11 protein-coding genes are annotated in these 13330 nt (G+C 60.1%); all 11 read left to right on the top strand.

What is annotated here, in order from left to right; genetic code table 11:
- Window positions 1-3 precede the first annotated feature (3 nt).
- Window positions 4-459, top strand: coding sequence for a hypothetical protein (locus AC50YL_RS15380; RefSeq protein ID WP_494833075.1), 456 nt, complete (start codon window positions 4-6; stop codon window positions 457-459).
- A 491-nt stretch (window positions 460-950) separates the two neighbouring features.
- The gene (locus tag AC50YL_RS15375; protein WP_494833074.1) at window positions 951-1760 is read left to right on the top strand and encodes a phytanoyl-CoA dioxygenase family protein; all 810 of its coding nucleotides are present in this window, start codon (window positions 951-953) and stop codon (window positions 1758-1760) included.
- Between the two features lie 122 nt (window positions 1761-1882).
- Window positions 1883-2878, top strand: coding sequence for a Gfo/Idh/MocA family protein (locus tag AC50YL_RS15370; protein ID WP_494833073.1), 996 nt, complete (start codon window positions 1883-1885; stop codon window positions 2876-2878).
- A 2-nt stretch (window positions 2879-2880) separates the two neighbouring features.
- Complete coding sequence (locus AC50YL_RS15365; protein ID WP_494833072.1) at window positions 2881-3954, top strand: Gfo/Idh/MocA family protein; 1074 nt, start codon at window positions 2881-2883, stop codon at window positions 3952-3954.
- Between the two features lie 169 nt (window positions 3955-4123).
- Window positions 4124-5134, top strand: a complete 1011-nt coding sequence (locus tag AC50YL_RS15360) for an SDR family oxidoreductase (RefSeq protein ID WP_494833071.1) — start codon at window positions 4124-4126, stop codon at window positions 5132-5134.
- A gap of 416 nt (window positions 5135-5550) precedes the next feature.
- Window positions 5551-6870, top strand: a complete 1320-nt coding sequence (locus tag AC50YL_RS15355) for an ABC transporter substrate-binding protein (RefSeq protein WP_494833070.1) — start codon at window positions 5551-5553, stop codon at window positions 6868-6870.
- A gap of 116 nt (window positions 6871-6986) precedes the next feature.
- The gene (locus AC50YL_RS15350; RefSeq protein ID WP_494833069.1) at window positions 6987-7874 is read left to right on the top strand and encodes a carbohydrate ABC transporter permease; all 888 of its coding nucleotides are present in this window, start codon (window positions 6987-6989) and stop codon (window positions 7872-7874) included.
- Complete coding sequence (locus AC50YL_RS15345) at window positions 7862-8704, top strand: carbohydrate ABC transporter permease (protein WP_494833068.1); 843 nt, start codon at window positions 7862-7864, stop codon at window positions 8702-8704. Before AC50YL_RS15350 ends, AC50YL_RS15345 begins: the two co-directional genes overlap by 13 nt.
- Window positions 8705-8741: 37 nt before the next feature.
- Window positions 8742-10562, top strand: a complete 1821-nt coding sequence (locus AC50YL_RS15340) for a cache domain-containing sensor histidine kinase (RefSeq protein WP_494833067.1) — start codon at window positions 8742-8744, stop codon at window positions 10560-10562.
- Window positions 10563-11333, top strand: coding sequence for a response regulator transcription factor (locus tag AC50YL_RS15335; RefSeq protein ID WP_494833066.1), 771 nt, complete (start codon window positions 10563-10565; stop codon window positions 11331-11333). It begins immediately after the preceding gene.
- A gap of 12 nt (window positions 11334-11345) precedes the next feature.
- Window positions 11346-13193, top strand: coding sequence for a glycoside hydrolase family 35 protein (locus tag AC50YL_RS15330; RefSeq protein ID WP_494833065.1), 1848 nt, complete (start codon window positions 11346-11348; stop codon window positions 13191-13193).
- Window positions 13194-13330 lie beyond the last annotated feature (137 nt).

The raw sequence follows: 13330 nt of genomic DNA, 5'->3' as shown, positions 1-13330 counted from the left end.
GGAGTGAAATTGCCTCAGCTGTACGCGCTGCAGCTCGAGCGGCTGATCGCGCACGGGCTTCCGGCCGCGCGCATCGTGCAGCTGCTTCGCGCGGGCAGCGAGGAAGAATTGGCGGCGCTGGTCGATCCCGACGTGAAATGGGAACGGCTGTTGACTTATGCCCGGGATAATCTCGAGGCGGTGGAGTCGGCATTGCGTGACGGCTATGGATTCCCGTTCATCACGATCGGCGGCATCAAGAGCCTGCTGGCGATCAAATTCGGCAGGCGCGAGGAGGCGGACTATCGTTTCCCGGGCGACCGGATCGAAGGGCTTCGGCTGAACGGCGCCGAGCAGGACCTGCTGGGAAGCATGCTTCCCGCGTATTGGGCGATGAGTCGCGCCGGCGCGAACTTGCCGGGTGATCAGGCGGAAATCTCGATCATGCTTCGGCAGCCGCCGGAACCGTCGGACGGGTGAAGATGCGTTGCGCATGGACGAAGGAATGAAAACAGCGAGGCGGCCTTGAAGGCCGCGATGACAAAGGCTGCGACCGAATGCCGAGAGGCGGACGGCGCAGCCTTTGTCGTTATGGGCGCCAGCATGATCGCGCGTATCCCGCAGCGGAAATCGGAATGTCATAACGAAGTTTGGAATCGAAGTAGATAAAATGATATATTGAATATGTCATTTTGGATTCGAATTTGATTCGTTTTGCAAAAGTAATCGTTATCATGGAATTAGAACAGGTTGTTTCCACGATTTTTTCGGTCTGAAAATTCGCAATTGTTTATATTATATATGTATGATATATTCTGGTTGAGTGCTTTATGCCGAAGGTGGTGATCGTTGGCTGCGCGCAATAATGAACGGTTACAGGATTGGCTGCGTTGGCTTCATTCCTTTGCAAAGATTCGCCGATTTCGCGTCTATCGCTTCTAACTCGCTTCATCAAGTCGGGAGGTTGTCGCATGACCGTTGAACAGTTTCAAGGACTTAACGCCATTTCCAAACCGGGCGAATTCACCGAGCTTGACCGCTTCATGTTCGAATCCTGGGGCTACCTGATCATACCGAACGTACTGACGGCCGACCAGGCGAAGGAATGCCTGGAAGCCGCAACCCGTCTTCACGAGCAGGCGGGAACGACGGGGTGGGCACAGGTCGGCCGCGGATTCGAGACGGAGCTAGTGCTCGATAACTTGATCGATCATCCGGCGGTACTGCCCAAAGTCAGAGCCTTGTACGGCGACCGTTTCATTCTGCAATCCGCCTGGTGCACCAAGCAGCCGGCGTTCGGCGGCCTGGGCGGCTGGCATCAGGACGGCTCGGGCGCTTACGATTTCAAGAAGCTGGGTTATCCGATCCCGCTGCTGCAGCTGCGCGCGTCGTATCTGCTGACCGATCAATCCTTGCCGAGAATGGGCAACATGGAGTTGATTCCGGGCAGTCATCGGGCGCAGGTGCCGCTGCCGGCCGACATCCGCCGCGACAAAGGCGACTTGCCGATCGGGCACGTCATCTGCGCGCCGGCCGGATCCGTGCTGTTGTTCCACAACGCCGTTTGGCATCGCACCTTCGCGCATGACGGCGATTACGACCGCTACACCATGCATTATATTTACAGTCCGCCTTGGCTCCGATTCTCCGACCGGTTCGCGAACGACAAGGAATATTTGGAGCGGACCACGACCGTGCGCCGTTATTTGGCGGGCGAATACGAGCGGCCGGACGCGCCGTTCGGCGCCGGCTACCCGGCCTCCGTCTTCGAGGACGAGTAGCGCCTCGGGCCGGTTCCGCGGAGCCGCATCGCCGTTGCAAGATCGTCGAACCCGGAATGGATCGCATCATAGACCGACAGACGCGCCGCCGTTTCATAATACCGATTTGGAGGGACGCTCGAATGCTAAATGTCGCCATGTTAAGCAAGTGGCATGTTCATGCGGAAGGGTACGCGAATCACCTGCAATCACTTGGAAACGTTAACATCACGGCCGTATGGGATGAAATCGCCGACAGGGGGAGCGCTTGGGCGGCACAGCTCGGAGCGGATTTCGAATCCGATCTCGATGCGCTGCTGAAGCGAAGCGACGTGGATGCCGTCGTCGTCGACGCGCCTACGAGCATGCACGCCGAAGTAATGATCGCCGCCGCGAACGCGGGCAAGCATATTTTCACGGAGAAAGCGATGGCGCTGACGGTCGCGGAATGCGACCGGATCTCGGAGGCCGTGCGGCGGGCCGGGGTCAAGTTCTGCATCTCGTTCCCGGCGCGGACCAGACCGCCGCACTTGCTCGCCAAGCAGCTGCTGGACGATGGTCTGCTCGGAGCCGTGACGCTGCTGCGCATTCGCAACGGCCATGACGGGGCGCTCAACAATTGGCTGCCCGAGTACTGGTACGACGAGAAGCAGGCGGGCGGGGGCGCGATGATGGATCTCGGCTGCCATCCGATGTACCTGGCCAGCTGGCTCCTCGGACAACCGAAACGCATCACTTCGATGTTCAGCCATTTCACCGGGCGGGCCGTGGAAGACAACGCGCAGTGCTCGATCGAATTCGCGAACAACGCGGTCGCGCTGCTCGAGACGAGCCTCGTTACCTACCAGACGCCTTCGGCCTTCGAGCTCTACGGCACGGAAGGCACGCTGATCGCCTCCGGGGAGAACGTCCGTTTCATCTCCAAGCATGCGGATGCCCGGCTGCCGGGCTGGATCTCGCTCCGCCTGCCCGAGGCGCAGCCGCTCCCGCTCACCCAATGGGTGAACGGCATCCTGAACGACGGGCCGATGCCCTTCGGACTCGAGGACGGCACGAAGCTGACGGAGCTGCTCGAAGCGGCGTATATCGCGCACCGCGAGCGGAGAACGGTCGAGTTCAAGCAGACGGGAGGGAACTGAGCATGCGGACGGTCAAAATAGGCATCATCGGCTGCGGCATGATCGCGAACGGCAAGCATATGCCGAGCCTGGCCAAGGTGGACAACGCGGAGATGGTCGCCTTCTGCGATCTGAACGAGGAGCGGGCGCGCGAAGCCGCCGAGAAGTACGGGACGCCTGGAGCGAAAGTATTCACGGACTACAAGCAGCTGCTCGCCATGGAAGAGATCGAAGTGGTCCACGTGTTGACGCCGAACGTCTCGCATGCGTTCCTGTCCATCGACGCGATGGAAGCGGGCAAGCACGTCATGTGCGAGAAGCCGATGGCAAAGACCGGGGCCGAGGCGAAAGCGATGTACGAAGCCCATGTCCGGACCGGGAAGAAGCTGTCCGTCGGTTACCAGAACCGCAGCAAGGCGCAGTCCCAGCTGCTGAAGCGGATGATCGACAACGGCGAGCTCGGCGAGATCTATTATGCCAAGGCGGTCGCGACCAGACGGAGAGGCGTCCCCACCTGGGGCGTATTCCTCGATAAGGAGAAGCAGGGCGGGGGGCCGATGATCGACATCGGCACCCATTCGCTCGACCTCATCCTCTGGCTGATGAACAACTACGAGCCGGAGAGCGTGACGGGCAGCGTGTTTCACAAGCTGAAGCATACCGAGAACGCGGCGAACGAATGGGGCTCCTGGAAGCCCGAGGAGTTCGAGGTGGAGGATTCCGCCTTCGGCTACGTGAAATTCAAGAACGGCGCCGTCGTCTCGATCGAGACCAGCTGGATGCTGAATATCGCGAAGTCGGACGGTTCGTATCTGTGCGGCACGAAGGGCGGCGCGGACTTCAAGGACGGCCTGCGCATCAACGGAGAGCGGGACGGCAACTTGTTCGTGAACGTCATCGACGTCGATCCGAAGGCCAGGGAGCGCTTCAGAGGCGAAGACCTGACGGACTTCGAGTACGAAGCCAGGCAGTGGATCGATTGCATCGTGAACGACACGGAGCCGCTCGTCAAGCCGGAGGAAGCGATGGTCGTGTCGGCGATCCTGGAAGCCGTCTACATCTCCGCTGAATCCGGCAAGCCGGTATACTTCGACTAAGCGGCAGCCGGGCAAAATCGGCGGCAGGCGGAAGCGAAGACGAGGCTTGCGGAGGCAAATGAGCTAAGACCGGATAATAGGCGAAGGGGAGGACAAGGAAGCGTCCGCCCCTTCTTTGTTTGCCGGGAGAACCAACAGCCGGCATTCATCATGCAAAGGAGCGATAGCGGTGAAAGTATTGTTTATCGGCGGAACGGGCTTGATCAGTACGGCGGCCTCGCAGCTGGCGTTGCGGCAGGGCATGGAGCTGTACCTCCTGAACCGCGGACGCCGGGAAGCCTTCGTGCCCGAAGGAGCCAACGTGCTTCACGGGGACATTCATGACCGGGCGGCCATGGAACGGCTGCTCGAGGGGAAGCATTTCGACGCGGTCGTGGATTGGATCGCGTTCAAGCCGGAGGATATCGAACGGGACGTCGAGCTGTTCGCGGGGAAAACGAACCAGTATATCTTCATCAGCACGGTGGCCACGTATCAAAGACCGCCCAGCCATTATCTGTTCGACGAATCGGCGCCCCAGCATAACCCGGGCTGGCCGTATGCCGTCGACAAGATCGCCTGCGAGGAACGGCTGATGCGGGCATATCGGGAAACGGGCTTCCCGGCGACGATCGTCCGGCCCTCGCACACGTACGGCGAGACCGCGATTCCGTTCGCGATTACGAGCGGAGCGCATCCGTGGACGCTGATCGACCGCATCCGGAAGGGCAAGAAAATCGTCGTTCCCGGCGACGGCACTTCGCTGTGGACGATCACGCACAATACCGATTTCGCCAAAGGGCTGGTCGGCTTGTTGGGCAATTCCCAGACGCTCGGCCAGGCGTTCCACGTCACGTCGGACGAGGTGAAGACGTGGAACCAATACCTGGATGCGATCGGACAGGCGATCGGCGCGAAGCCGGAACCGATCCATATGACGTCGGAATGCATCTCGTTATTTCTGCCCGAATTCAAGGCGGGGCTGTTCGGGGATGCGAGCAACAGTTACGTCGTCGATAACCGGAAGATCAAACGCTTCGTGCCCGATTACCAAGCGACGACGAGCTTCGAACGGGGGATCCGGCAATCGGTCGCGTATTTCGAAGCGCATCCGGAGCTCCGGACGATCGACGAGGCATTGAACGCCCGGATGGACGGAATGATAGCCGCCTACGAGAAATTTTTGGCGAGCATCGGATGAACGAACTTCTCTAAGATTGCCGTACGCCGGCCATGGACGCGACTGTCCATGGCCGGCGTATTTTTGTCGCGTCATGAAGGCTGGTTGCGGTAGGATTGGTTTCGGTTCGTACGTTATGATAGAGCGAGTCGTTTTTTTTTTAGCGGCAATGAACGCGAAGGAAGGCGGCGGCGCAGGTATTTGATAAGGCGACATATATGAATGTTAGTAATCCTTACATATCGCGGTAAATCCATGAATTCGGAAAAAATTATGAATCATGTAAGCGGGAACAATGGAGCGGGAATGAAGGGCGTTATGGCCAATAAACAAAAATTGACTAATAAAAACAAAATCAAGCCATTTGAATGTGAATTAAATTTACATACTATTGAGTTAGGCAATAACTTATCCATCAGAAGCGGGGAGAGAAAAAGATGAACAAAAATGCAGCGTTAACTCTTGTCATGACGCTTGGCGTCGGATTGCTTGCCGGCTGCGGAAGCTCGAACGGCAACGACTCGAACGCGAACGCGGCGAATACGCCGTCCGCGGACGCGGGGAATGCGGCGTCCGGCACGAACGCGGGCGGCGATGAAGCCGGCTCCGAGCTCAAGGGCACGATCACTTGGGCGACGCACCGCACCGAGCTGGTCGACACCGACCTGAAGAAGTACGTCGACGCGTTCGAAGCCAAGTACCCGGGCACGGAAGTGAAGATCGAAGGGCTGAAGGACTACGAACAGACGATCCGCGTGCGGATGGCCGCCAACGAGCTGCCCGACGTGCTCTCGCTCGTCGAGACGACGAAGGCCGATCTGCCGAAGTTCTACGAGCCGCTCGACGACATGGGTCTCGACGACAACATCTACTTCAAGGATTACAACGCCTACGAAGGCAAGGTGTACGGCATCACGCAGCAGGTCGCGATCAACGGGCTGCTGTACAACAAGAAGGCGTTCGGGAAGGCCGGCATCGCGGCGCCGCCGAAGACGCTGGACGAGCTGTACGCCGACGCCGACAAGCTGAAGGCCGCGGGCGTCGTCCCGATGGCGACCGCCTTCAAGGACGGTTGGACCCTGCAGTACTGGACGGATCCCGCCGAGTTCATCTACGGCAGCACGAACCTGCGCAACGACAAGATCAATTCGGACGCGCCGTTCACCGTCGACGGCCCTTACGGCCAAGGGCTCGGCATTTTGAAGAAGCTGTTCGAAAGCGGCGATCTGGAGAAGGACGTCTACTCGGCGACTTGGGATCAGACGCAGAAGGACCTGGCTTCCGGCAAGACGGGCATGATGTACATCGGCAACTGGGCGATCGCCAACCTGCTGAGCAACGGCCTGGCGCTCGAGGATATCGGCTTCGCGCCGATGCCGTTCGACAATAGCGGCACCGTCAAAGGCATGATGCGCAACGACTGGGCGTACGCCGTCAGCTCGACGAGCAAGAACAAGCCGCTCGCCAAGGCGTTCATCAAGTTCATGATCGAGGAATCCGGCGACTACAAGGACCACATGATCATCTCGCCGCTGAAGGATCAACAGGCGACGCTGGCGCCGATCACCGATTTCATGGCGTTCAAGCCGGAGATGCTCGAAGCGCAGGCGGTGAGCGAGGACGTGACCGCGATCGAGAACAAGATGCAGTTCGATCCGTTCAAGTTCATCCAGGAAGTGACGGTCAACAAGATGCAGGACGTGTTCGACGGCTACAACAAGAAGTGGCAGGCGGCCAAGGCGGCCGTAAGCAAGTAAGGACGGCAATTCACGACGCCGCGCGCGGCTGACAGACCGACGATACGGATGTCCGAGTAATCGGATCATCCCTATTGTCGTCCTCGGCCCGCGCGGCACGAAAGGAGTCGAATCGGATGGTCAACGGCATGTCGTATGCGCTGCAGAAGAGGATTCTGATCATCCTGTTCCTGCTGGCGCCGATCGCGCTGCTTGCCGTATTCGCGCTGTACCCGGCGCTCTACCTCGTCTACCTCAGCTTCATGAGCTGGGACGGCTACAGTCCGGACAAGACGTGGGCGGGCATCGGCAATTACAAGGAAGTGTTCGCGAACAAAGAGATATGGGGGGCTTTTCTGCACAACCTCGTTTACTTGGGTTGGGGACTGCTCCAGAATGCGCTCGGCCTGTTCTTCGCAATCATGCTCAACTCGAAGGTCAAGGGGCGCAACGCATACCGGGTATTGCTCTTCATGCCGTATATCATGAACGGCGTCGCCGTCGCGTACATGTTCAACTACGTGTTCAATTCGGAGTACGGCTCGTTCAACACCCTGCTGCACGGTATCGGGCTCGATTCGCTCGCCATCAGCTGGTTCGGATCGCCGAAGGCGGTCAATCACGTGCTCGGCTTCATTACGCTGTGGAAATTCATGGGCCTGAACATGGTCATCTATCTCGCCGCGCTGCAATCGGTTCCGTCGGAAATCATCGAGGCCGCGCGCATGGACGGCGCGTCCCGCCTGCAGACGACGCTCCGCGTCGTGCTGCCGAATATTACGAAAGTCATCGAGCTCAACCTGTTCCTCACGATCATCGGCACGCTGGAGATCTTCGATCTGCCGTTCATCCTGACGGGCGGCGGACCGCTCGGCGCGAGCGACACGTTCCTGACGAAGACGATCGATACGGCATTCAAATTCAACAACTTCGGCATGGCGTCGGCGATGAGCGTGACGCTGATCACGGCCGTCATCGTCATACTCGGCCTGCAGAGGCTGGCTACCCGGAGGTGGTCGGATTGAACGCCGTCAGATTCCGCCCGCTGCCGCTGATCCAGCATTTGATTCTATGGGTCGCCGTCGTCGTGATCGTGTTCCCGCCGTCGGTGCTCGTGCTGAACGCCTTCAAGACCAAGACGGAATTCTCGCAGACGAGCGTCTTCAAGCTGCCGGAGAATTTCCTGAACTTCGCTAATTTCGTCTCCGTCATCACGCGGGCCCATCTGGACCGGGCGTACGGCAATACGCTCGTCATCATCATCGCGGCCGTCATCGGCAACGTGCTGCTGGGCACGATGGTCGCGTATATCCTGGGCCGCTTCGACTTCAAGCTGAAGAAAGCGGTCTTGGGCGCTTACATCGCGGTCTCGTTCATCCCGACGATCACGACGCAGGTGGCGACGTTCACCGTGATCAACAATCTGCATCTCTACAACACGCTGTGGGCGTCGATCGTGCTGCATCTGGGTACCAACGTGCTGCAGATCTTCATCTATTTGCAGTTCCTCCGCAACATCCCGAGGGAGCTGGACGAGGCGGCGATGATGGAGGGCGCGTCCCTGTTCCGCATTTACCGGACGATCATTTTCCCGCTGCTGACGCCCGCGACGGCGACGATCGTCATCATCAAGACGATCGATATCTACAACGACATGTTCATCCCGTACCTGTACATGCCGGCCCAGAAGCTGACGGTCGTCTCGACGAGCCTGATGAACTTCTCCTCGGAGCGCAGTACCGAATGGGAGCTGATGTCCGCGGCGATTTTGCTGATCATGGTTCCGATCGTCGTCGTCTACTTATTCTTCCAGAAGTACGTGTTTGCCGGAATCGTGAACGGTGCAGTAAAATAACTGTACTCGCAGGCGGCGGACACAAGGGGGAACGGACATGAGAGGCAGCATACGCGGAACGGTTCGCAGGACGGGAGAACGAATGTGGGTGCTCTTCGCCAACCTGAACATGCAGCAGAAGCTGCTTATCGTGTTCCTGACGCTGGTCTGTCTGCCGCTGTTCATGATCGGCTATGCTTCTTCCTATTATTATACGCGTTCGATCAAAGCCACCACGACCGCGTACGCGACCGAGATCACGTCCAAGATGCTGCTCAAGCTGGACGACTACGTGACCGACTTGTACAATATGTCGGCGATGCCGCTGTACAACAAGGAATTTCTGAACTGGTTGTCCGATCCGGACACGAGTCTCGCCAAGTCGCAGGGGATGGACCTGTACATCAGCAACCTGAACAAAATCAAGCCCGACACGGTATCGGTCTACGTGTTCGACAACTACGGGAATATCAGTTACAACATCAAGTCCGGCGGCAAGCGCAGCAATCTGGACCAGGTGAAGGACGAATGGGCGGCGATCGCGGCCCAGGGCGACGGCAAGCCGATGCTCCTCAGCACGCAGGAGGTCTCGGCCGGCAAGGAAAACTATTACGCGTTCTCCGTCATCCGCGAGCTCAAGCAGGTCAAGGATCTGAGTCCGATCGGCTTCATCGTGTTCGATACGAACACCACCGCCATCAACCGGCAGATCGAGGATTTCGACCAGGTGACGAAGGGCAAGACGATCCTGGTCGACGAGCATGACCGGGTCGTCTTCGACAGCGAAGGCGCGCAGACGACGCAAGACCTGTCCGGCGACGAGTCGATCCGCAAGGCGACGGCCGAACGCGGCTCGTTTCCGAGCGAGATCGGCGGCAAGAAATACATCACGACGTACGCCAGGTCGCCCTTGACCGGCTGGAAGATGTTCGTCTACATCCCGCTGGCGGAAGCGACCAGCCAGGCGACGGTCACGCGCAACGTCACGCTGCTCACCTCCGCCGTCTTCGTCACGGTCGCGCTGCTGATCGCCATCGCGATCTCGTATGCGCTTACCCGCCCGCTCAGCAAGATCAAGACGCTGATGCAGGAAGTGCAGACCGGCAACCTGGACGTAAGCTTCAACCAGAAGTACCGGGACGAGGTCGGGCTGCTGGGCAGGCATTTCAATATCATGGTGACGCGCGTCCGCGATCTGCTCGAGGAAGTGAAGGAGACGCAGACGCGCAAGAAGGAAGCCGAGTACGCGGCGCTGCAAAGCCAGATCAATCCGCATTTTATCTACAATACGCTGGAGACGATCCGCATGAAGGCCGAGGTCAACGACGACGAGGAAGTGGCGGACATGACGTTCACGCTCGGCAAGCTCCTTCGCTACGGCGTCAATCACGCCGAGCAGCGGGTCACGATCGCGGACGAGCTGGACCACCTGGGCAACTACGTCGCGCTGCAAAACAAACGCTTCTCCAACAAATACACGCTGGTCGTGGACATCCCCGAGCGGGAGAGCCGGATCGTCTCGATCAAGCTGATGCTGCAGCCGATCGTCGAGAACGCCATCCACCATGCCTTCAAGCACCGGACGGGACCGGGCACGATCCGGATCGGCGTCCGCCGCGAAGGGGAGACGGCCGTGTTCACCGTCGCCGACGACGGCAGCGGGGTGGACGAGGCGCGGCTGCGGCTGCTCCGGGAGCGCGTCTACGGCCAAGTTCCGCTCGATCCGTCGGGACGCGGCATCGGACTGCGCAACGTGCACGAGCGGATCAAGCTGCAATTCGGCGAGCATTACGGGCTGCGCATCGAGAGCCGGCCCGGCGAAGGCACGACGGTCGAGCTCGCCATCCCGGCGGGGCGCGGCGGCGAGGAGGCGATGTAAATGCTGAAGGTCATGGTCATCGACGACGAGGAGCATATCCGCCTCGGCATCGTGAAGATTTTATCGCGCTATCCCGGCGAGCTCGAGATCGCGGGCCAGCACGGCAACGGACTCGAGGCGCTGCTGAAGCTCTCGGACATGGGGCCGGAAGATCTGGACGTCATCATCACCGACATCGAGATGCCGATGATGGACGGCCTTGCTTTCATCGAGCAGGCCAAGTCGAAGCTGCCCGAGGTCTTCATCATCATGCTGAGCGGCTACAACGATTTCGAATACGCCCGGAAATCGATGCGGGCAGGCGCGGCCGACTACCTGCTGAAGCCGATGGACAAGGTCGAGGTGTTCAAGCTGCTCGACCGCTGCGAGGAACGCAAGCGCGAGGCCGCGAACGGCGGCGCCCGGCCGACGGCGCCGGCCGTCCCCGCGGCGGAGAACGCCGCGGCCGCGACGGCGGACCGGATCTGCCGGCTCATCGACAGCGAATACAACCGCGAGCTGGACCTGCCCTACATCGCGGACAAGATCGGCTTCAACGCGAGCTATATCAGCAAGCTGTTCAGCCGCGAACGCGGCGAGACGATCACCGACTACCTGAACCGGGTGCGGATCGACAAGGCGAAGCAATTCCTGCGCGATCACCCCGGCCTGAAGGTGTACGAGATCGCGCATATCGTCGGCTACGGGGATAAAATTTACTTCCAGAAGCTGTTCAAACGAACGGTCGGCGTAACGCCCAACGAATATCGCGGCGGCGTGCCCGACAGCTAGGAGAGAGAATCTATGGCCGTATTCGGCATCGAGGGCGACGGCTTCGTCTACGACGGCAAGCCATTGCGCATCATCAGCGGCGCCATGCATTACTTCAGGATCGTGCCGGAGTATTGGGAAGACCGGCTGCGCAAGCTGCGTGCCTGCGGATTCAATACCGTCGAGACGTATATCGCTTGGAACGTGCACGAGCCGCGGGAAGGCGAGTTCCGCTTCGACGGTCCGGCCGACGTGGAGCGTTTCGTCCGCTTGGCGGGAAGTCTCGGGCTTCATGTGATCCTTCGTCCGAGTCCGTACATCTGCGCGGAATGGGAATTCGGCGGTCTGCCCGCATGGCTGCTCGCCGACCCGGACATGCGGCTGAGGTGCATCCATCCGTCCTATCCGGCGAAGGTCAAGGCTTATTACGACGAGCTGCTGCCTAGGCTGAAGCCGCTGCTCTGCACGTCGGGCGGCCCCGTGATCGCGCTGCAGATCGAGAACGAATACGGGAGCTATGGCAACGACCGGAATTATTTGAATTTTCTGAAGACCGAGCTCGAGGACGGCGGCATGAATGTTCTCTTATTCACGTCGGACGGCTCCGAGGACTATATGCTGCATGGCGGTACGCTGCCGGGCGTGCTCGCGACGCTGAACTTCGGCTCCAAGCCGGAACGGGCGTTCGCCAAGCTGCGCGAGTATCGGCCGGACGGGCCGCTCGTCTGCATGGAGTATTGGAACGGCTGGTTCGACCATTGGGGCGACGAGCATCACGTCCGGGGCTTCGAGGACGTCGTCGACGTGCTGGATCGGATTCTCGCGATGGGCGCCTCGGTCAATTTCTATATGTTCCACGGGGGCACGAACTTCGGCTTCTACAACGGCGCGAACCATATCGAGCATTACGAGCCGACGGTGACGAGCTACGACTACAACGCGCTGCTGTCGGAGTCGGGCGACATGACGGACAAATATTGGGCGATCCGCGAAGTCATCGGACGCTACGCGGAGCTGCCCGGGGATCCGCCCGCCCCGTCCGCGAAGCGCGGCTACGGCGCCGTGCGGATGACGGAGCGCGTCCCGCTGTTCGATTCGTTCGACAGACTCGGGAGCGCGGTGCGGACGGTCGTTCCGGAGACGATGGAGCGGCTCGGGCAGGATTACGGCTTCATCTGGTACGAGACGGAGCTGAGCGGGCCGCAATCCGGCTGCGAGATCATGCTGCAGGACGTCCATGACCGGGCGACCGTCTACGTGGACGGCGCGTATCGCGGCGTCGCGGAGCGCTGGGGAAGCGACTCGGTCGTCGCGGACATCCCGGCGGCAGGCGCGAAGCTCGGCATCCTGGTGGAGAACATGGGCCGCATCAACTACGGCTCCAAGCTGCGCGATTCCAAGGGCATCACCGAAGGCGTCAAGGCCGGCGCAAGGCTGTACAATCAATTTCTCTTCGGCTGGACGATCCGCTGCCTGCCGCTGGACGATCTGTCGGGGTTGCGGTTCGGGCCGCTGCCGGACGATAAGGTTGTCGGCGATTGCGCCGAGGAGCCGATCGGTCATGCGACGAACGGCGTAGGCGTGGCGGATCCGATAGATCATGCGGCAAACCGCTTTCGCGAGGAGCAGCCGGCTTTCTACCGGGGCACCTTCCAGGCCGAGGAAGCCGCCGATACGTTCTTGAAGCTGGCGGGCTGGACGAAGGGCGTCGCGTTCGTCAACGGCTTCAATCTCGGCCGTTATTGGGACAAGGGACCGCAGCGGACGCTGTACGTGCCCGGTCCGGTGCTGCGCAAGGGAACGAACGAGATCGTCGTCTTCGAGCTGCACGGGACGGGCGAGCCGGCCGTGACGCTGCAGGATATGCCGGAACTCGGCTGAACGCCGGCGGGTTGAAGCAAGGGTTGCCCGGCGATTGCGCGGCAAGGAGAGCGCGGTAAGGATTATGCATCGAGGTCCGCATGTGAAGGATTATTCAGCAAGACTAAACGCAGCAGCAATGGATTCACGCAGCGAGG

It is taken from the genome of Paenibacillus sp. J22P277 (assembly GCF_059383675.1).
The sequence above is the reverse complement of the archived record's forward strand: the minus strand, read 5'-3'. Positions and strand labels throughout refer to the sequence as shown.